The following is a 22,900-nucleotide window of genomic DNA, read 5'->3' on the forward strand; positions in this document are numbered from 1 at the left end:
GGGGGTTTCCTCACATCGCTTTTCCGAGGACGGCATCAAGTGCCCGGTCCATGTCGTCGTCCGACAGTTCACTCGCGGCCCGCAGCGCTTCCGCGGCCGTGCGCGCCCCGTCGGAGGAATCGGCCTGCGGCTGTGCGAGCTCCAGCAGTTGTGCCAGCAGCCCGCTCTGCAGAAGCTGCTCGGGGGTCACCCGCCCGAGCGCCCATTCGGCCGCCTTCGCCGGATCCTGCGGCGGCCCGGACTCCCCGGACGCCGTACCGAGGTCCAGGCGTACGTACAGGAACTCGGCGATGGCCCGCGAGGTCGGGTAGTCGAACGCCAGCGTGCTCGGCAGGGCCACCTCGGCGTACGCGGAGAGACGGTTGCGCAGTTCCACCGCCATCAGCGAGTCCCAGCCGAAGTCCCGCAGCGACTTGTCCGCGGGGACCGCGTCCGCGCCCCCCAGACCGAGTACGCCGGACACCTCCTGGCGGACCGAACGCAGCAGTGCGGCGACCTGGTCCTCCGCGGACAGCCCGGCCAGCCGGTCGTGGAACGACTCGGTCCGTGCGACGGCCTCCTGGGCCCGCCGCAGTCGCGGCCGTACCAACGCCCCGAAGAGCGGGGAGGCTTCGTCGCCGGAGCCGTACCGCAGGCCGGCCACATCGAGTTTGATCGGTATCAGCCGGGTCTCCGGGCGTCCCAGCGCGACGTCCAGCAGCCGCATTCCCTCCTGCGCGGACAGGGCCTGCGAGCCCCGCCTGCGCAGCCGGGCGAGCTCTGCCTCGCCCAGGCGGGCGGTCATACCGACGCCCGTCTGCTCCCACAGGCCCCAGGCCAGGCTCACCGCGGAGAGCCCGCGCTTGCGCCGGTACGCCGCGAGCGTGTCGAGGAACACGTTGGCCGCCGCGTAGTTGCTCTGTCCCGGCGCTCCGAGCGTGCCGGCCGCCGAGGAGAAGAGCACGAACGCGGCCAGGTCCAGCCCGGCCGTGAGCTCGTGCAGATGCAGCGCGCCCGAGACCTTGGGGGCGAGCACCCGCGTGAACCGCTCCGCGCTCTGGTTGCGTACGACGCCGTCGTCGAGCACGGCCGCCAGGTGGAAGACCCCGGTCAGCGGGTGCTCCGTACCGATCTCGGCCAGGACGTGCGCGACCTCCGCACGCTTCGACACGTCGCAGGCGAGCACACGGACGCTTTCGGCGCCCGCCTCGGTCAGTTCCGTCACGATGTCCTCGGTACCCGGCGCGTCGGGACCGCGGCGGGAGGTCAGGACCAGGTGCCGTGCACCGTGCTCCACGACCAGACGCCGGGCGACCAGCCTGCCGAGTTCGCCGGTGCCTCCGGTCAGCAGGACCGTGCCCGCACCGTCCAGGGCCTGCGGAACCGTGAGGACCAGCTTGCCCGTCGTACGGCCCTGGGCCATGATCCGGAAGGCGCTGGGAGCCTCCCGCACGTCGAACGCCGCGTACTGGAGCGGTGTGACGGCCCCCTGTCCCAGGAGGGCGACCAGTTCGCACAGCATTTCCTGGATGCGATCAGCACCGCTCTCGACCAGGTCGAAGGCGCGGTAGCGGACTCCGGGGTGCTCCGCGGCGACCTCATCGGCGTCCCGCACATCCGTCTTGCCCATCTCCAGGAACTGACCGCCCCTGGGCAGCAGCCGCAGCGACGCGTCGACGAACTCCCCGGTGAGGGCGTTGAGCACCACGTCGACACCGGCACCGTCCGTGGCTGCCAGCCACTTGTCCTCGAACTCGGTGTTCCGCGAGGACGCGATACGGCCGTCGGTCAGACCGAGCTGCCGGAGTGTGTCCCACTTGCCGGTGCTCGCCGTGCCGTAGACCTCGCAGCCCGCGTGGCGGGCGAGCTGCATGGCGGCCTGCCCCACACCGCCGGCCGCCGCGTGGACGAGAACCTTGTCCCCCGGCTTCAGCGTCCCGAGATCCGTGAAGGCGTAGTGCGCGGTGAGGTAGGCCAGCGGGACGGTCGCCGCCTCGACGAACGTGAGCGAGTCCGGAATGCGGACCATCCAGCGGGCGTCCACGCGCACCTCGGACCCGAAGGTGCCCACCGCCAGGCCCATCACCCGGTCGCCCACGCGCAGGTGGCCGACCCCGGGCCCGGTCTCCAGGACGACACCCGCACATTCCAGGCCCAGCTTCGGGGCATGCACCATGTCGAGTGCGTTGAGCACGTCACGGAAGTTCATCCCGGCGGCCCGCACGCCCACCCGGACCTCACCGTCGGCCAGCGGTTCGCTCCGGTCGACGGGCCGGAAGAAGAACGTGTCCAGCCTGCCCTTCTCCTGGATGTCCAGGTGCCAGGGCTGCTCCCCCGTTTCCGGGACGAGCGTGTCCGGCGAGCCGGTCTTCCGCACCCGCACCAGACGGGGGGCCAGCACGCCTTCCCCCCGGACGACCAGTTCGGGCTCGGTGTCCGTGGCGAGGACCCGGCGCAGCAGCTCCTCGTCCGGCAGGTCGGCACCGATGTCGACCAGCCGGAGTCCCCGTTCGGGGTGCTCGGCCCGAGCCACTCGGACCAGCCCCCACAGCGGCGCGTGCGCCAGGGACCCGATCGTGTCGACCGGGCCGGCCGAGACCGCCTCCCGGGTCACCCAGACGACATCGGTGCCCTCGGAACGAGGATCGTCCAGGAAGGTCTGCAGCCACTCCAGCACTCCGGTGACCACGCTCTGGGCTCGCAGGTCCACGGCCTCCCCGCCGTCACCGGACGCGTCCGGCGCGGTCAGGTCGACGATCACCGTACGGGGACGGCCCTCGCCGAACTCGGGAAGGGCGCCGGCGGGCGCGACGGCATCGGTCCCCAGCGTCTTCGCGACGATGCCGCCCGGTCCGATCACCAGCAGGCCATCGGACTCCTCCGAAGAGGACCGGGGCTCCTCGGGGAGCGTCTGCGGCTGGAACTCGACACGGTAGAGGTGCTCGGTGTCGTGGGTGCCGGCGTTCTTGAGCTGTGCGGCGCCGGCGCGCTTGAGTTCAAGGCCGACTGCGCTCGCCACGGGTTCCCCCGTGGCATCGGAGGCCAGGATCGTCGCAGTCGAATCGCCGGTGAGCTCGATACGGACCCGGAGTTCCCTGCCGCTGATGGCCGACAGCTCCACCCCCGACCACATGAACGGCAGCAGGACCCCGTCGGTGTCCTCCCCGTCGGCTCCGAGGCCCGTTGCCGCGAAGGCGTGAAGGGCCGCGTCGAGAAGCGCCGGATGGATCGCGAAACCGTCGGTATCGGAACTCGCCTCGTCCGGGAGCCGGACGAGGCCGTACGCCGTGCCGCCCTTGCGCCACAGCTCGGTGAGACCCTGGAACGTCGTTCCGTACTGCAGGCCTTGTGCGAACAGCCCCTCGTAGAAGCCGTCGAGGCTCACCCGCTCCGCACCGGCCACCGGCCACTCGCGCAGTTCGGCCACCGCCGTCTCCTGCACCGCGCCGGGCGACGTGCCGGTCAGCGAACCCGTGGCGTGCTTGGTCCAGGGAGCCGAGTGGGACGAACCACCCGGCCGGCTGTAGATCTCCACCGGCCGGCTGTTCCCGTCGGAGGCGGAGCCGACCCGTACCTGAAGGCGGAGCTCCTCGTCGTCGAGCACCAGCGGCTGGGCCAGGGTCAGTTCGGCGACTCCGGCGGCGCCGACGTGGTGTGCGACGGTGAGCGCGAGTTCGAGGAGACCGGTGCCGGGGACCAGGACGGTCCCGAAGACGGTGTGGTCCTTCAGCCAGGGCTGGTCGGTGAGCGAGAGCCGGCCGGTGAACACATGGCCTTCGCCATCGGCGAGTTCGGTCACCGCGCCCAGCCAGGGATGCGGCGAGGTCTCCAGGCCGAGCGATCCGGCGTCGCCGGTGGCCTTCGGGACCGGGAGCCAGTAGTGCTCGCGCTGGAAGGCGTACGTGGGCAGGTTCAGCACAGAACCCTCACCCGCTTCGAGGCCGAGAGCCCGGTCCCAGTCGATGCCGTGCCCCTGGACATGCAGCAGACCGAGGTTGCGCAGCAGTTGGGCGGCGGTGCCGTGGTCACGGGCGAGGGAGCCGACGACAACACCGCCACGTTCCGCACTGCCGTCGGTCAACGGCATCGACAGGACCGGGTGCGCGGAAATCTCCACGAACACCGTGTGGCCGTCGTCCAGGAGCCGGGTGAGGGCACGGTCGAAACGGACCGGTTCCCGCAGGTTGCGGCACCAGTAGCCGCCGTCCAGCTCCGGACCCTCGGTGACCTGGCCGGTGACGGTGGAGTAGAAGGGGATGTCCGCCCGCCCCGGCACGATTCCTTCGAACCCGGATGCCAGATCAGGCAGCAACGGGTCCATCTGCGCGTTGTGGGAGGCGTAATCCACGTTGATCTTGCGGGCGTACACCCCCTGGTCCTGCAATTCCGTGACGATCCGGGCGATCGCGTCCGCCTGGCCCGAAATGATCGTGGAACCGGCCGTGTTGACCGCCGCCACCGACAGGGCCTCCCCGTACGGGGCGAGGGATTCCTCGACCTCGGCGACGGGGCGCTCGATCAGGGCCATCCCGCCCTGTCCGGCGCAGACGAGGACGGCCCGGGAGCGCTGGGCGACGATCTGCGCGCCCTGTTCCAGCGACAGTGCGCCGCTGACCACCGCGGCGACGACCTCGCCCTGTGAATGACCCACGACCGCCGACGGCTCCACACCCAGGGAGCGCCAGAGGGCGGAGAGAGCGACGCCCATCGCGAACAGGGCCGGCTGGACCACATCGACCCGGTCGAACGGCGGGTGCTCTCCCTCCTCCCCCGCCAGTACTTCACGCACCGACCAGCCCGTGAACGGCCTCAGCGCCGCATCGCACGCATCGACCGACTCGGCGAACACCGCACTGGTGGTGAGGAGTTCACGGCCCATGCCGATCCACTGGCTGCCCTGGCCGGGGTAGACGAAGACGACCTTCCCGCGGCGCTCCGCGGAGCCCGTGACCACCGACTCGTGCGTACCACCCTCGGCCAGCGCCGTGAGGCCCTCGACCAACCCAGCGGAATCGGCCGCCACCACACTCGCCCGCGACTCGAAATGCGAACGATGACGAGCAGCCGTCACCGCCACATCCGCCAGCCGGACGTCCTCACGCTCGGACAGCCAGGACGCCCAGCGTCCGGCCTGTTCCCGCAGCGCGGCCTCGTCACGCCCCGACACCACCACCGGCAACGGCCCGCCAGGGACGTCCACCATCTCCGCCGTTTCGACGACCGGCGGCTCCTCCACGATGACATGCGCGTTCGTACCACTCAGCCCGAACGACGACACACCCGCACGACGCGGACGCGCCGTATCCCGTGCCCAGGGCCGTGCTTCCTGCAACAGGGCGAGACCGCTGCCCTCCCACTCCACCAGCGGACTCGGCTCACCGGCATGCAACGTCTTCGGCAGCGAACCATGCTGCAAAGCGAGCACCATCTTGATCACACCGACCACACCGGCAGCCGCCTGCGCATGCCCGATGTTCGACTTCGACGACCCCAGCCACACCGGCCGGTCCGTCCCACGCCCCGGACCGAACACCTCCGCCAGCGCACCCGCCTCGATCGGATCACCCAACGACGTACCCGTCCCATGCGCCTCGATCGCGTCGATATCAGCGGGCGTGAGACGCGCAGCCTCCAACGCGTCTTGAATCACCCGCTGCTGCGAAGGGCCGTTCGGCGCCGTCAGCCCCTGACTGCGGCCGTCCTGGTTCACCGCACTGCCCCGGATGACGGCCAGGACCCGGTCGCCGTCACGCTCGGCGGCCGACAGCCGCTTCAGGACCAGGATGCCTGCGCCCTCGGCCCAGACCGCACCGTCCGCGGCGGCCGAGAACGACTTGCAACGCCCGTCCGCGGCCAGGCCGTTGAGGCGGGAGAACTCCACGAACGGGGTGGGGGTGGACATCACCGTGACACCACCGGCCAGCGCGACTTCGCACTCGCCCTGCCGCAGTGCGGAGGCGGCGAGGTGCATGGCGACGAGGGAGGAGGAGCACGCCGTGTCGATCGTGATCGCCGGACCCTGCAACCCCAGCGCGTATGCCACCCGGCCCGACACCACGCTGCTCGCGTTGCCGGTACCGACGTATCCGTCGAGTTCCTCCAGGCCGCGGCCCTGCTGGCTGCTGTAGTCGGAACCCATCGTGCCGAGGTAGACACCGGTACGGCTCTCGGCCAGTGCGTCGGGCCGGATGCCGGCCCGTTCCAGCGCCTCCCACGACGCCTCCAGCACCAACCGCTGCTGCGGGTCCATCGACACCGCCTCACGCGGCGAGATCCCGAAGAACGAGGCGTCGAACCGCTCGACACCGTCGATGAAGCCACCCTCACGGATGCAGCTCTTGCCGACGGCGTCCGGGTCGGGGTCGTACACGTCCAGGGCGTCCCAGCGCTCCGGGAACGTCCCTATCGCATCGCGCCCGCCCGCCAGGAGCTCCCAGAAGCCTTCCGGGGTGTCGACGCCGCCCGGCAGCCGGCACGCCATCGACACCACCGCGATCGGCTCGTCGGCCGTCCGGTCGGTGTCCGCCGGCCGGGCCGCGGGGACCGCGGCGGGAGACAGCGACAGCCGGTCCAGGAGCAGTCCGGCCACCGCCACGGGAGTGGGGTAGTCGAAGGCCAGTGTGGGCGGCAGCTGAACACCCGTGGCGGTGGACAGACGGCGGCGGAATTCGACCGCGATCATCGAGTCCATGCCCAGCTTCTGGAACACCTCCTGATCGCCGATGCTCTCCGGCCGCATGCCTCCCAGTACGACGGCGGCCTCCTGCCTCACGAGCGCCACGAGTGCCGTGAGCCGCTCCCGCTCCGGGAGCGCGGCCAGCTGGTCACGCAGGTGCAAGCCGAATTCGGGCGCCGAGTCCGTGCGGTGGCGCCGGGTACGCACGAGGCCCCGCAGAAGTGCCTGGACTTCACCGTTCCGGTCCGCCTCGCGCTGGACCGCGGCGAGCAGGAGCCGTACGGGCACCAGGTGTGCCCGGTCCCCGGCCAGGGCTTCGTCGAGTGCCCGCAGCCCCTGGCGTTCGGTCAGTGCGCCGACGCCCTGTCGGCGCATACGGGCGATGTCCGCCTGGCCGAGCCGGGCGGTCATGCCGCTTCCGTTCTGCTCCCACATCCCCCACGACAGGCTGACGGCGGCCCGGCCCTCGTTCCTGAGACGTGTCGCCAGGGCGTCGAGCCAGGAGTTCGCGGCGGCGTAGTTGCTCTGTCCGGGACCGCCCAGGACCCCGGACACGGACGAGAAGAGGACGAAGGCGGACAGGTCCAGGCCGTGTGTCAGCTCCGCCAGGTGTGTGGCGCCCGCGACCTTGGACGCCATGACCCGGTGGAGGCGTTCCTGGTCCTGGTCGGCGAGCAGCGCGTCGTCGGTGACGCCGGCCAGGTGGAACACGCCGGTCCACGGGTGCTCCGGGGCGATGTCCGACAGCAGTGCGGCTGTCTGCTCCCGGTCGGACACGTCGCACGGAACGACGCGGACGGTCTCGGCGCCGGCCTGGGTCAGATCGCGCACCAGGTCGTCGGCTCCGGGCGTCTCCGGGCCGCGCCGGGAGGTCAGCACCAAGTGCCGCACGCCGTGCGCGCGTACGAGGTGGTGGGCCACGAGGTGCCCGAGTTCGCCGACACCTCCGGTGACGAGTACGGAACCCCGCGGGTCGAACAGCGGCTCCCGGCCGTCCGCGGCTGTGGCCGTGGCGGTCCCGGGAACGAGTCGTGGCGTCAGCACATCGTTCTGGCGTACGGCGATCTCCGGCTCGTCGGTCATGGCCAGCGCACGGGCGATTGCTCCGGGGTCGACGTCCTGGCCGCCGAGATCGACGAGGCGTATCGAGCGGTCGGGGTGCTCGGCGCGCACGGCGCGGACGAGTCCCCACACCGTGGCGTTCGCCAGTCCGTCCAGGCGGTCGGTGGCCGAGGCCGCGACGCTGTCACGGGTGACCCAGACGAGCTCGGCGGACCGCAGCCGCTCGTCGGCGAGCAGGCGCTGGGCGGTGCTCAGCGCGCTCAGCGCCGACTTCCGGGCGGCGGTGTACGACGCTTCGGGTGTTCCGTGTTCCGTCGCGTCGACGAGGACGGTGCCGGGGGCGGGCCGGCCCTCGTCGAGGTGGGCCGTCAGGGCATCGATGCCGGTGCAGTGGTCCACCGCCGAACCGTCGACGGGCCCGTCGAGGATCGGGGCGAGCGTGCCCCGGCCGTCGTCCAGCACCCAGGCCGGTCCGGCCGGGGCCGACCGGTTCGGGTGCCGGGGCGGCTGGAACGCGATTCCGTAGACGTGCTCCACCGGCTCGGCGGCGCCGATCTGTTCGGCCGTCGCCTCGCGCAGCCGCAGCGCGTCGACCTTGAGAAGGGGGCGGCCCTCGGCGTCCGCTGCCCGCAGTGTGGCTGTGGAGGTCGTACGGTCGAGATCCACCCGCACCCGCAGTACGTCGCTCCGTACGGCCGGGCACTCGACGCCGCTCCATGCGAAGGGCAGCAGGACGCCACGGTCCCCGTCCTTGTCGTCCGGGCCCGCCTGCGCCCGCAGTGCCGCCAGGCCGTGCAGTGCCGCGTCCAGCAGGGCGGGGTGGATCCCGTACTCCCCTGCCCGCAACTCGTCGGGCAGGCGCACCAGTGCGTAGACGGTGTCGTCTTTGCGCCACAGCTCGGTCAGGCCCTGGAACGCCGGCCCGTACTCCAGTCCCAGCCCGTCGAACTTCTCGTAGTAGCCGTCCAGTTGTATGTTCTCGGCGCCCGGGACCGGCCACTGCCGCAGCTCTTGGCCGTCGTCGTCGGCCCGCTCGGTGCCGTGCTCCAGCAGGTCGCCCGAGGCGTGCTGTCGCCAGACTCCGTCGACGGCTTCCTCGGAGTGGCTGTAGATCTCGACGGTGCGCCCGGAGTCCTCTCGCGCGGGGCCGACCACGACCTGCAGACGGACTGTGCCGCGCAGGACGAGCGGTTCGAGCAGGGTCAGTTCACCGACGCCGGCCGCTCCTGTCCGGTGCGCCGCCGCGAGGGCCAGTTCCAGCAGGCCGGTGCCCGGCATGAGCACGGTGCCGTGGACGACATGGTCCTTGAGCCAGGGGTGCTCGTTCGGCGACAGCTTGCCGGAGAAGAGGTGGCCTTCCCCGTTGGCCAGCACCGCGGTCGCGCCCAGCCAGGAATGCTCGGAGTGCTCCAGACCCACGTCGGTGAGGTCGCCGAGAGCGGATGCCGGCTCCAGCCAGTAGTGCTCGCGCTGGAAGGGGTACGTGGGGGCGGTCAGAGGTGCGGCGCCGGGGCCCGGGGCGACCTGGTCCCAGACGATGTCCTGCCCGGAGACATGGAGGGTTCCGAGCGCCTGTGCGAGCGTGCGGACCTCGTCCGCTGGTCGGCCGTCCCTGGCGTCCGCCCGCTGGGAGGCGATGAAGGTGCTGTCCCGCTCGGAGCAGGCCGCGCCCATCGCGGACAGCACTGCGGCCGGACCGCACTCCAGGTAGCGGGCGACACCCGCCCGGTCGAGTTCACGTACGACGTCCAGGAACCGGACCGCGTCGCGGGCCTGGCGTACCCAGTAGCGCGCCGAGCGCACTCCCTCGCCCGGTGCCAGGCTCTCGTCGGCCCATTCGCCGGTCACCGACGAGACGAGGGGAATGGCCGGAGCCGCGAACCGGCAGCTCTCGGCCACTGTTTCGTACTCGGCGAGCATCGCGTCCATGTGCGGTGAGTGGAACGCGTGCGACACCTCCAGCCGGCGTGTGCGTCTGCTCTGCTCGGCGAAGTGGCCCTCCACCGCCGCCACCGCGGCCCCGTCACCGCTGACCACCGTCTGGGCGGGGCCGTTCAGGCCGGCGATCGAGATCCGGCCCTCGATGCCCCGGAGTACCTCGGCCACCTCGGACTCGGACGCCTCCACCGATGCCATCGCGCCGCCGCGTTCGCACGCCTGCATCAGACGGCCGCGCGCCGCCACCAGCCGTGCCGCATCGGGAAGTTCGAGCACTCCTGCCACATGGGCGGCCGTCAGTTCGCCGATCGAGTGACCGGCCACCGCGGCGGGCTGAACCCCCCAGGCCTGCCACTGCCGGAACAGGGCCACCTCGAACGCGAACAGGGCGGGCTGGGTGAACTCCGTTTCGTGTACGAGCGCCGCGTCCGCGCTGTCGTCGGCGGCGAAGAGCACCTCGGTCAGGGGGCGTGTCAGGTGTGGGTCGAGGGCCGCGCACACCTCGTCGAACGCTTCCCTGAAGGCAGGCAGGGCGGTGTGGAGGGCGCGTCCCATTCCTGCCCGCTGGCTGCCCTGTCCGGTGAAGAGCACCGCCGAGTCGCCCGCACCGGCGTCCCCCTCGGTGACCGCCGGATGTGCCTGTCCCCCGGCGAGGGCGTTCAGCGCCGCCACGAGTTCCGTGGTGTCGGCGGCGACCGCGCTCGCCCGGTGCTTGAAGTGCGTGCGGTGGGCTCCGGCTGTGCGGACCACCTCGGCCAGGCGGATGTCCTCGCGCTCGGACAGCCAGGACGCCCAGCGTCCGGCCTGTTCCCGCAGCGCGGCCTCGTCACGCCCCGACACCACCACCGGCAGCGGCCCGCCAGGGGCGTCCACCGTCTCCGGCGTTTCGATGACCGGCGGCTCCTCCATGATGACGTGGGCGTTCGTTCCGCTCAGGCCGAACGAGGAGACGCCCGCACGCCGCACATGGCCCTCTTCCCGCTCCCACGGACGGGCGTCCCGCAACAGTTCAAGGCCACTGGTCTCCCAGTCGACCAGCGCACTGGGCTCCTCGGCATGGAGCGTCTTCGGCAGGATCCCGTGCTCCAGCGCGAGGACCATCTTCATCACACCGATGACACCCGCGGCCGCCTGCGCGTGCCCGATGTTGGATTTCGACGAACCCAGCCACACCGGCCGGTCCGTCCCGCGCCCGGGGCCGAACACCTCGGCCAGCGCACCCGCCTCGATCGGGTCACCCAACGACGTGCCTGTGCCATGCGCTTCGATCGCGTCGATGTCCGCGGGTGTGAGGCGCGCGGCCTCCAGGGCGTCTTGAATCACCCGCTGCTGCGAGGGGCCGTTCGGTGCCGTCAGTCCCTGACTGCGGCCGTCCTGGTTCACCGCGCTGCCCCGGAGGACGGCCAGGACCCGGTCGCCGTCACGCTCGGCGGCCGACAGCCGTTTCAGCAGCAGGACACCGACACCCTCCGACCAGCCCGCACCGTCCGCACCCGCGGCGAACGACTTGCACCGCCCGTCGGGCGCCATGGCCTTGAGGCGGGAGAATTCGACGAACAGTGACGGGGTGCTCATGACCGTGACGCCACCGGCCAGGGCCAGTTCGCATTCGCCCTGGCGGAGGGCGGAGGCGGCGAGGTGCATCGCGACGAGGGACGAGGAGCACGCCGTGTCGATCGTCATCGCCGGACCCTGCAACCCCAGCGCGTACGACACCCGCCCCGACAGAATGCTCGACGCCTTCCCCGTACCCACATACCCGTCCAGCGCATGCAGATCATGCGCCCGATGATCCCCGTAATCGGAATTCATCGTGCCCAGATACACACCCGTCCGACTCCCCACCAACGACTCCGGACGAACCCCCGCCCGCTCCAACGCCTCCCACGACGCCTCCAGCACCAACCGCTGCTGCGGATCCATCGACACCGCCTCACGCGGCGAAATCCCGAAGAACCCCGCATCAAAACCCTCCACATGCCCATCCGCCAGAAACCCGCCCTCACACCCATAACTCTTCCCCTCCACCTCAGGATCCGGATCAAACAGATCCAGACCCCGCCACCGCCCAGGAAACCCCCCAACCGCATCCCCACCACCCGACAACAACTCCCAGAAACCCTCCGGCGAATCAATGCCACCCGGCAACCGGCACGCCATCGACACCACCGCGATCGGCTCGGTGCGGGCGGCCCGTTCCGAGTCGAGGTCCTTCTCCGCCTTGAGCAACGCAGTCGTGGCACGCCTCAGGTAGGACTCGAGCTTCTCGACGTCGGACGCGCTCATGAACTGACTCCAAACTTGTCGTCAAGGAACTGCAGAAGGTCTTCGGTGTTGTCGGCTTCCAGCTCGACCGTCGTGTCCGGGACGACGACGGTCCTCGCAAGCCCGTCCTTGAGGTCGAGGAAGGCTGATGCCAAGCCCTCCGTTTCCAGTTGCCTGGGCGTCGCTGCCCGCAGCAGTTCCATCAGGACGTCGATCTGTGCCGCTGTCAGGGCGGGCACGGCTCCTGTGCGGGCGGGGGCCCTCCCCGGGGTCTCCGCCGGGGTGAGCCGTGCCAGCAGGAACGTCGCCACGGCGTCGGGCGTCGGATGGTCGAAGGCGAGCGTCGCGGGCAGTGCGACCCCTGTCTCGGCCGACAGGCGGCGTCGCAGCTCGACCGCCATCAAGGAGTCGAGCCCGACTTCCTTGAAGACCTGCTGGGCGTCCACACTCTCCGAGTCCGGCAGGCCGAGCACCACGGAGGCCTCGCGTTGAACCGTCTGGAGCACCGTGCGCCGGCGTTCCTTGTCGGACAGCTGGGCCAGCCTGTCCTTGAGGGCGGCCGCCGGTGCTTCCGAGTCCTGGGCGCGGCGGAGCCGGCCGCGGAGCATGCCTCGTAGCAGCACGGGAACGTCTTCTCCCTTGTCGTTGCCCCGCTGTAGTGCGTCCAGTTCCAGTCTGACCGCCACGAGGTGCGGCTCCGGGTGGGACAGCGCGGCGTCCAGCAGTCGCAGGGCCTGCTCCGCGGTGAGGGCGGAGATGCCCTGGCGTCGCATCCGGGCCAGGTCCGCCTGCCCCAGGTTGTCGGTGGGTCCGTTGCCGGCGGCCTCCCACAGTCCCCAGGAGACGCTGGTGGCGGGCAGTCCCTCGGCACGGCGGCGCGCGGCCAGGGCGTCCAGGAAGGTGTTCGCGGCGGCGTACGTGGACTGGCCCGCGCCGCCGAACACCCCGGCCACGGAGGAGAAGAGCACGAACGCGGCCAGGTCCAGTTCCCGGGTGAGCCGGTGCAGATGGACGGCGCCGGCCGCCTTCGGGCCCAGTACCTTCCACAGCCGCTCCGGGTCCTGTGCTGTCAGCAGTCCGTCGTCCAGTGCGGCCGCCAGGTGCACCACACCTGTCCAGGGGTGTGCGTCCGGCGCCGTGGCCAGGAGCCGCGCGAGCTGTTCCCGGTCCGTCACGTCGCAGGACTCGATCCGGACGGTCGTGGCGCCGGCCGCCTCCAGTTCGTTCACGATGCCGGTCGCGCCCGGGGCCTGCGGGCCACGCCGTGAGGTGAGGACCAGGTGGCGCATCCCGTGTTCGCGGACGAGATGGGCGGCGACCTGGCGGCCCAGTTCGCCGGTGCCCCCGGTGATCAGGACGGTTCCCCGGGGGTCCATGCGGCGAAGCGTTCCGTCGCCTTCGGCCGAACCCCGGACCCGGGCCAGGTGAGCGGCGAGGATCTCCTGGCCGCGGACCACGAGTTCCGGTTCGTCGGCCACCGCCAGTGCCTGTCCCAGAGCCGGTGTGTACGTGTCGATGTCGACAAGGCGGACCGTCCGCTCGGCGAACTCCGTGCGTGCCGAGCGGACCAGGCCCCACAGGCCGGACCGGGTCAGGTCCCGGACGCCGTCCACGGCGGCGTCCTCGGTGTCCCCTGCGTTCACGGCTCCGCGGGTCACCCACACCAGTTCGGCGGCGGCCAACCGGTCATCGGTCAGCAGTCGCCGCAGTGTCGCCAGTGCGTCGGCCGTCAGCCTTCGGACAGCCCCGACGCCGTCGTCGTCCCGGTCCTCCGACGCGTCTCGCGCACCAGCGGGGTCCGAGTCCTCCGTCGCATCAACAACCAGTCGAACGGGTGCTTCCCACCCGTCTGCGACACCGGCAAGAAGAGCATCCACATCAGCCACATGTTCCGTCCCCAATACATTCGAGAGAACACCGTCACCACCAAGGACCAAGGTCCGTACGGCCGCCGAGGGGGCCGTCGGACGCACCGGCCGGAATCCGACCCGGTACAGGTGCTGCACGGGCCGTCCGGACCGGATCTGTTCCGCGCTCGCCTCACGCAGCCGCAGCGTTCCCGCGGTGGCCACGGGCCTGCCCTGCGTGTCCGCCACCCACAGCCGGGCGCTGGACCGCGCGGTGTCCAGGTCGATACGGACCCGGACGGTCGAGCTGCCCTCGGCGTGGAGTTCCACGTCCTCCCACTCGAAGGGCAGCAGCACCCGGCGGTCGGCCTCGTCGAGGTCCCGGACCGCCTGGAGCGTGTGGAGTGCCGCGTCCAGGAGGGCCGGGTGCACCCCGTAGTCCTGTCCCTGCACCCCTTCGGGCAGGGACACCAGGCCGTAGGCCGTGTCGCCGTCGCGCCACAGCTCGGTCAGCCCCTGGAACGCCGGGCCGTACCCCACGCCCTGGGCGGCGAGCCGCTCGTAGAACCCCTCCAGGGAGACCGGTTCCGCGCCGGCCACCGGCCAGGACCGCAGGTCGTCGAAGCCTTCGTCGCCGGTGTCCGCGCCGCCGTCGAGCAGTCTGCCCGTGGCGTGGCATGTCCAGTGTTCCTGTTCCGACTCGGGCCGTCCGTAGATGGCGATGGACCGCTCACCGCTCAAGTCGGCGGCGCCGACCGTCACTTGGATGTGCACTCCGTCGGCGTCCAGGATCAGCGGTTCGGACAGGGTGAGTTCACCGACCCGCCCCGCGCCGCTCTCCCTCGCGGCCACGAGCGCCAGTTCCAGCAGTCCGGTGCCGGGGGCCAGAACGGTGCCGAAGGCGGCGTGGTCCGTGAGCCACGGGTGGGCGGCGGTCGACAGGCGGCCGGTGAGCAGGTGTCCTTCGCCGTTGGCCATCCCGGTGACGGCCCCCAGCCAGGGGTGCCGTGTCGGGGCGAGGCCCATCGAGTTCGCGTCGCCGGCGGGCGGGACGGTCTGTGTCCAGTAGCGCTCGTGCTGGAAGGCGTACGTGGGAAGGGGGACGAGGGTGCCGGTGGGTGCGCCCAGGGCGCGGTCCCAGTCGACCTCGTAGCCCTGGACGTGCAGCAGGGCGAGCGTCCCGTGCAGCTCGCCGAGGCCGCCCCGGCCCCGCTGGAGGCTCGGCACCACGAGGCCGTCCGCATCACCGAGACCGTTCGTCAGCGGCATGACCAGGACGGGGTTCGGGCTGACTTCGACGAAGACATCGTGTCCCGCCTCGATCAGCTTCGCCTGGGCCAGGTCGAGGCGTACCGGCTCGCGCAGGTTGCGGCACCAGTAGTCCGCGTCCAGTTCACGGCCGTCGACGAGGTCCCCGGTCACCGTCGAGTAGAACGGCACGTCGGTCTGCCGGGGGCGCAGTACGGCGAACTCCGCCCGCAGTCCGGGCAGGAGCGGGTCCATGTGGGCGCTGTGCGACGCGCAGGCCGCGTTGAGCTTTCCGCACGCGACGTCGGCGTCGTCAAGCTCGATCAGTACGTCCTCGACCGCGGCGGCGTCGCCGGAGATCACGGTCCACCGGTCGGTGTTGACGGCCGCGATCGACAGGGTGTCCCCGTACGGTGCGATGTGTTCGCGCACCTGGGCGAGGGGCAGTTCGATCACGGCCATCTCGCCACCGCCGCCGTCGGACTGGAGGACCCGGCTGCGGAGCGCCACGATGCGGGCGCCCTCGTCGACGGTGAGTGCGCCGGCGACGACGGCCGCGGCCACTTCTCCCTGGCTGTGGCCGACCACGGCGGAGGGTTCGAGTCCCAGTTCCCGCCAGGCCGCGGCCAGGCCGACGTACATGGCGAACAGGACGGGCTGGACGACGTCCAGTCGCTCGAAGGGAAGGCTTTCCCGGTTTTCGCCGCGCAGCCGGTCGAGGACCGACCAGCCGGTGTGGGGCCGCAGTGCCGTGTCGCACGCGCTGACCGCTTCGCGGAATGCGGGGCTCTGGTCCAGCAGGTCCCGGCCCATGCCTTCCCAGTCGGTGCCCTGTCCCGGGAAGACGAACACGGTCCTGGTCCGTTCGGCGGCCCGCCCCTGGACGAGAGCGGGGTCCGGGGCGCCGTCGGCGAGGGCGCGGAGTGCTCGCACGGCGCGGTCGAGGGTCGGGGCGGTGACGGCGGCCCGGGAGGCGAAGTGTGTACGGTGGCGGGCCGCCGTCACCGCCACATCCGCCAGGCGGATGTCCTCGCGCTCGGACAGCCAGGACGCCCAGCGTCCGGCCTGTTCCCGCAGCGCGGCCTCGTCACGCCCCGACACCACCACCGGCAGCGGCCCGCCAGGGACGTCCACCGTCTCCGCCGTTTCGATGACCGGCGGCTCCTCCATGATGACGTGCGCGTTGGTGCCGCTGAGGCCGAACGACGAGATGCCCGCACGACGCGGACGCGCCGTATCCCGTGCCCAGGGCCGTGCTTCCTGTAGCAGGGCGAGACCGCTGCCCTCCCACTCCACCAGCGGACTCGGCTCACCGGCGTGCAACGTCTTCGGCAGCGAACCGTGCTGCAAGGCGAGCACCATCTTGATCACACCGACCACACCGGCAGCCGCCTGCGCATGCCCGATGTTCGACTTCGACGACCCCAGCCACACCGGCCGGTCCGTCCCACGCCCCGGACCGAACACCTCGGCCAGCGCACCCGCCTCGATCGGATCACCCAACGACGTACCCGTCCCATGCGCCTCGATCGCGTCGATGTCCGCGGGCGTGAGACGCGCAGCCTCCAGGGCGTCTTGAATCACCCGCTGCTGCGAGGGGCCGTTCGGAGCCGTCAGTCCCTGACTGCGGCCGTCCTGGTTCACCGCACTGCCCCGCAACACCGCCAGCACCCGGTCGCCGTCACGCTCAGCCACCGACAACCGCTTCAGCAGCAGAACGCCGACACCCTCCGACCAGCCCGCACCGTCCGCACCCGCGGCGAACGACTTGCACCGCCCGTCGGGCGCCATGGCCTTCAACCGCGAGAACTCCACGAAGATCGCCGGTGTCGACATCACGGTGACACCACCGACCAGGGCCGCTTCGCATTCGCCCTGGCGGAGGGCGGAGGCGGCGAGGTGCATCGCGACGAGAGAGGAGGAGCACGCCGTGTCGACCGTCATCGCCGGACCCTGCAACCCCAGCGCGTACGACACCCGCCCCGACAGAATGCTCGACGCCTTCCCCGTACCCACATACCCGTCCAGCGCATGCAGATCATGCGCCCGATGATCCCCGTAATCGGAATTCATCGTGCCCAGATACACACCCGTCCGACTCCCCACCAACGACTCCGGACGAACCCCCGCCCGCTCCAGCGCCTCCCACGACGCCTCCAGCACCAACCGCTGCTGCGGATCCATCGACACCGCCTCACGCGGCGAAATCCCGAAGAACCCCGCATCAAAACCCTCCACATGCCCATCCGCCAGAAACCCGCCCTCACACCCATAACTCTTCCCCTCCACCTCAGGATCCGGATCAAACAGATCCAGACCCCGCCACCGCCCAGGAAACCCCCCAACCGCATCCCCACCACCCGACAACAACTCCCAGAAACCCTCCGGCGAATCAATGCCACCCGGCAACCGGCACGCCATCGACACCACCGCGATCGGCTCGTCGGAGCCGTGGTTGCGGATCTCGTCCCGGACCGCGCTCGCGGCACGGCCGGCGGTTCCGGTGCCCGCTTCCGGCTGGGAGTCCAACGCCATGCGCTTCAGCAGCAGTTCGGCGATGGCCACCGGGGTGGGGTGGTCGAAGGCGAGGGTGGACGGGAGGGTGAGTCCCGTTCTGGCGGAGAGGCGACGGCGCAGCTCGACTGCCATGAGCGAGTCGAAGCCGAGAACCTTGAAGACCTGCTCCTTGCCGATCGCGCCCGGACCGGACATGCCCAGGATCGTCGCGGCCTCCGTGCGCACCAGGTCCGTGAGCGGGGCCAGCCGGTCGGCCTGCGGCAGTACGAGCAGTCGGCCCCGCAGGTCCGAGGGGGGCGCCTCCGCACGGCCGGCCCGGCGCCGCGGCGCGCGCAGCAGGGAGCGCAGAGCGGCCGGCACGGCCGGCTCCCCTTCACCGTCCAGGGTCCTTTGCAGGCTTGTGAGTTCGAGCTTGACCGGGACGCAGTGGGGGTGGGGGGCGGTAAGGGCGGTGTCGAGGGACGCGAGCGCCTGGGCGGGGGTGAGGGCTCCTATTCCCTGGCGGCGGAGGCGGGCGAGTTCGGCCTGTCCCAGGTTCGCGGTGAGGCCGGTGCCGGCCTGCTGCCACAGGCCCCAGGACAGGCTGGTGGCGGGCAGTCCCCTGGCACGGCGGTGCGCGGCCAGGGCATCGAGGAAGGCGTTGGCCGCGGCGTAGTTGGACTGTCCGGCCCCGCCCAGGACTCCGGCGGCGGAGGAGAACAGCACGAACGCCGTGAGGTCGAGAGCGAGTTCTTCGGAGAGGTCGTGCAGGTGCTGGGCGCCATCGGCCTTGGGAGCCCATACGGAGGCGAGGCGTTCAGGGGTCTGGGCGGTGAGCAGTCCGTCGTCCAGGACCGCGGCGAGGTGGAAGATCCCGGTCCAGGGGCGGGCGCCGGTGGCGGTGAGCAGGGTGCGGACCTGGTCGCGGTCGGCGACATCGCAGGCCCGGATGTCGACGCTCCGGGCCCCGGCATCGGTCAGGGCCTCGATCAGGCTCTGGGCGCCGGGGGCGTCGGGGCCGCTGCGGGAGGTGAGGACCAGGTGGCGGACTCCGTGGGCGCGGACGAGGTGGGTGGCCAGGGCGGTGCCCAGCTCGCCGGTGCCGCCGGTGATCAGGGCCCGGCCGCCGGGGGCGAACGCGAGCGTGTTGGTGCCGCCGGCGGCGCGGGTCAGCCGTGCCGCCCGGATCTCGCCGTCGCGTACCGCGATCTCCGGTTCGTCGGCGACGAACGGCGCATCGGCTGCTTCCCCGGCATGGAGGTCGACCAGGTGAACGGAGCGTTCGGGGTGTTCGGCACGGGCGGTGCGCAGCAGACCCCACAGGGGGGCGTGGACCAGGTCGCCGACTCCGTCGCCGGTGTCCACGGCGTTGCGGGTGACCCACACGAACTCGGCGTTCTCCAGCCGTGGTTCACCCAGCAGCCGCTGGACCAGGGACAGCGCGTCCGCCGTCACCGCCCTCGGGTCCGCGGCCGTCGCCGTGGCATCCACCACCACGCGTTCCGGCACCCCCGCACCCGTGTCCAGCCGTACCAGCAGCTTGTCGAATCCGTCCGGGTCCGCGAGCTCCAGGACGTGGACGGTGCCGGCGGGCTGAGCGGTGAGTCCGGGCAGGGCGCGGAAGTCCATCCGGTAGAGGTGCTCGGCGGCGGATCCGGCGGTACGGATCTGCTCCACGTCGGCCTCACGCAGTTGCAGGTCCGCCCGGACGACGGGCTGTCCGGCGGGGTCGGCCGCCCAGAGCCGCAGGACGCTCTCCCCGTCCAGGTCGATCCGGACGCGCAGCTCGGTGCTGCCCGCGGCGTGCAACTCCGCGCCCGCCCATTCGAAGGGAAGCGGTACGTGTCCCTCGGCTCCTGTCCCGTCCTGCACCGCCGCCATCGCGTGCAGGGCGGAGTCCAGGAGGGCGGGGTGAATACCGAAGGTGTCGGCGTCGAGGCCGTCGGGGAGGCGGACGGTCCCGTACGCGGTGTTGCCCTTGCGCCACAGTTCGGTCAGGCCCTGGAAGGCGGGGCCGTACTCCAGACCGCGCGCCCGGAACGCGTCGTAGAACCCGTCGAGATCGACCGGCTCGGCGCCGGGGACGGGCCAATGGGCCAGTTCGTCGAAGCCGGTGGTCGCGGACTCCGTGGTGGTGCCGGTCAGCTCACCGCTCGCGTGGTGCCGCCAGGGCGCGTCGTCGGAGGCGTCCTCGGAGCGGCTGTACAGGGCGATCGTCCGGCGGCTGTCACCGGACGGGCCGGCCACCACGGCCTGGACGCGGACGCCCGTCTCCTGCGTGATGACGAGGGGTTCGAGGAGGGTCAGTTCACCGACTCCGGCGGCGCCGATGTGGTGTGCGACGGTGAGGGCCATGTCGAGGAGGCCGGTGCCGGGGACCAGGACGGTCCCGAAGACGGTGTGGTCCTTCAGCCAGGGCTGGTCGGTGAGCGAGAGCCGGCCGGTGAACAGGCTCCCCTCGTCGTCGGCCGTCACCGTGACGGCACCCAGCCATGGATGCCCGGCCCCGTCCAGACCGACGGCCCGGATGTCCCCCGTGGACTCTTCGGTCCGGAGCCAGTAGTGCTCGCGCTGGAAGGCGTACGTGGGCAGGTTCAGCAGGGATCCTTCGCCCGGTTCGAGGCCGAGAGCCCGGTCCCAGTCGATGCCGTGCCCCTGGACATGCAGCAGACCGAGGTTGCGCAGGAGTTGAGTGACAGCGCCGTGGCCGCGGGCGAGGGAGCCGACGACAACACCGCCACGTTCCGCACTGCCGTCGGTCAACGGCATCGACAGCACCGGGTGCGCGGAAATCTCCACGAACACGGTGTGACCGTCGTCCAGGAGCCGGGTGAGGGCACGGTCGAAACGGACCGGTTCCCGCAGGTTGCGGCACCAGTAGCCGCCGTCCAGACCTGTCCCGTCGGACACCTCGCCGGTCACCGTGGAGTAGAACGCGATGCCCGCACGCCGCGGCACCAGGCCCTCGAACTCCGAGGCGAGGCCCGGCAGGAGCGGATCCATCTGGGCATTGTGAGAGGCGTAGTCCACATTGATCTTACGGGCGTAGACGTCCCGCTCCTGGAGCTCCGAGACGATCTGGGCGATCGCGTCCGCCTGGCCCGAGATGATCGTGGAACCGGCCGTGTTGACCGCCGCCACCGACAGGGCCTCCCCGTACGGGGCGAGGAACTCCTCCACCACCGCGACCGGACGTTCCACGAGCGCCATCCCGCCCTGTCCGGCGCAGACGAGGACGGCCCGGGAGCGCTGGGCGACGATCTGCGCGCCCTGTTCCAGCGACAGTGCGCCGCTGACCACCGCGGCGACGACCTCGCCCTGTGAATGACCCACGACCGCCGACGGCTCCACACCCAGGGAACGCCAGAGGGCGGAGAGAGCGACGCCCATCGCGAACAGGGCCGGCTGGACCACATCGACCCGGTCGAACGGCGGATGCTCCCCTTCCTCCCCCGCCAGTACTTCACGCACCGACCAGCCCGTGAACGGCCTCAGCGCCACATCACACGCATCCACCGCCTCGGCGAACACCGCACTGGTGGCGAGGAGTTCACGCCCCATACCGACCCACTGCGAACCCTGGCCCGGGTAGACGAAGACGACCTTCCCACGCCGCTCCGCCGAGCCTGTGACCACCGACTCGTGCACGTCGCCCTCGGCCAGCGCCGTGAGGCCCTCGACCAACCCAGCGGAATCGGCCGCCACCACACTCGCCCGCGACTCGAAATGCGAACGATGACGAGCAGCCGTCACCGCCACATCCGCCAGCCGGACGTCCTCACGCTCGGACAGCCAGGACGCCCAGCGCCCCGCCTGCTCGTGCAGGGCCGCTTCGCTCTGCCCGGACAGCACCACCGGGAACGGCCGGCCGTCCGCGGCCACCGTCCCGGCCGGCTCGGCGACCGGCGGCTCCTCCACGACAACGTGCGCGTTGGTGCCGCTGAGGCCGAACGACGAGATGCCCGCACGACGCGGACGCGCCGTATCCCGTGCCCAGGGCCGTGCTTCCTGCAACAGGGCGAGACCGCTGCCCTCCCACTCCACCAGCGGACTCGGCTCACCGGCATGCAACGTCTTCGGCAGCGAACCGTGCTGCAAGGCGAGCACCATCTTGATCACACCGACCACACCGGCAGCCGCCTGCGCATGCCCGATGTTCGACTTCGACGAACCCAGCCACACCGGCCGGTCCGTCCCACGCCCCGGACCGAACACCTCCGCCAGCGCACCCGCCTCGATCGGGTCACCCAACGACGTGCCTGTGCCATGCGCTTCGATCGCGTCGATGTCCGCGGGCGTGAGACGCGCCGCCTCCAGGGCGTCCCGTACCACTCGCTGCTGCGAGGGGCCGTTCGGAGCCGTCAGCCCCTGGCTACGGCCGTCCTGGTTCACCGCACTGCCCCGCAACACCGCCAGCACCCGGTCGCCGTCACGCTCGGCGGCCGACAGCCGCTTCAGGACCAGGATGCCGACCCCGTCGGACCAGCCGGCGCCGTCGGCCTGCGCGGAGAACGACTTGCACCGTCCGTCCGGGGCCATGCCCTTGAGCCGCGAAAACTCCACGAACAGGGACGGCGCGCTCATCACGGTCACGCCGCCGGCGAGGGCGAGTTCGCACTCGCCCGATCGCAGGGCCTGTACGGCCAGGTGCACCGACACCAGCGATGAGGAGCATGCCGTGTCCACGGTGATCGCCGGGCCCTGGAGGCCCAGTGTGTATGCCACGCGGCCCGACACCACGCTCGATGCTTTTCCGGTGCTGACGTATCCGTCGAGAGCGTCCAGATCGCGGCCCAGGTCTCCGTAGTCGGAGCTCATGGCGCCGAGGTAGACGCCGGTACGGCTCTCGCCCAGCGAGTCGGGCCGGATTCCGGCGCGTTCCAGCGCTTCCCATGACGCCTCGAGGACGAGCCGCTGCTGCGGGTCCATCGACAGTGCTTCGCGCGGTGAGATCCCGAAGAAGGAGGCGTCGAAGCCTTCGATTCCCTCGATGAACCCGCCCTGGCTCGAGTAGCTCTTGCCGACGGAGTCGGGGTCGGGGTCGTAGAGATCGAGCCCCCGCCAGCGCTCCGGGAGACCGCCGACCGCGTCACCGCCCGAGGCGAGCAGTTCCCAGAACGCCTCAGGGGTGTCGATGCCGCCCGGGAGCCGGCAGGCCATCGATACCACGGCGATCGGTTCATGCTGCCGCGCCTGGCGCGCCTCGAGATCTGCCGCGCGCTTCTGCAGCGCGCGAATCGCGGGCAGCGCGGCTTCCATCCGGTCCTGGCTTGAATTCGACACCATCGAGCCTCTCTGCATGGCCACCGCGAGCAACAGCGTCCCGGAGCGAAAGATCGGGGACTCTGTCACCCAATCCGTCGCCACTTGAGCCGCGGTCGACGGTTCC

At 71.2% G+C, this 22,900-nt stretch carries 2 protein-coding genes; both read right to left on the minus strand.

Annotated features, from left to right (window positions below; all coding sequences use genetic code 11):
• Positions 1 to 10 precede the first annotated feature (10 nt).
• Positions 11 to 11,941 carry an SDR family NAD(P)-dependent oxidoreductase gene (locus tag ACIOGX_RS36570; RefSeq protein ID WP_401919051.1) on the minus strand — a complete coding sequence of 3,977 codons (11,931 nt, stop codon included), beginning with the start codon at positions 11,939 to 11,941 and terminating at the stop codon, positions 11 to 13.
• Positions 11,938 to 22,794 carry an SDR family NAD(P)-dependent oxidoreductase gene (locus tag ACIOGX_RS36575; RefSeq protein ID WP_401919080.1) on the minus strand — a complete coding sequence of 3,619 codons (10,857 nt, stop codon included), beginning with the start codon at positions 22,792 to 22,794 and terminating at the stop codon, positions 11,938 to 11,940. The genes ACIOGX_RS36570 and ACIOGX_RS36575 overlap by 4 nt, the downstream gene beginning before the upstream one ends.
• Positions 22,795 to 22,900: the final 106 nt, after the last annotated feature.

The sequence above is a fragment of the Streptomyces sp. NPDC088147 genome (assembly GCF_044741565.1).
In the GTDB taxonomy this organism is placed as follows: domain Bacteria; phylum Actinomycetota; class Actinomycetes; order Streptomycetales; family Streptomycetaceae; genus Streptomyces.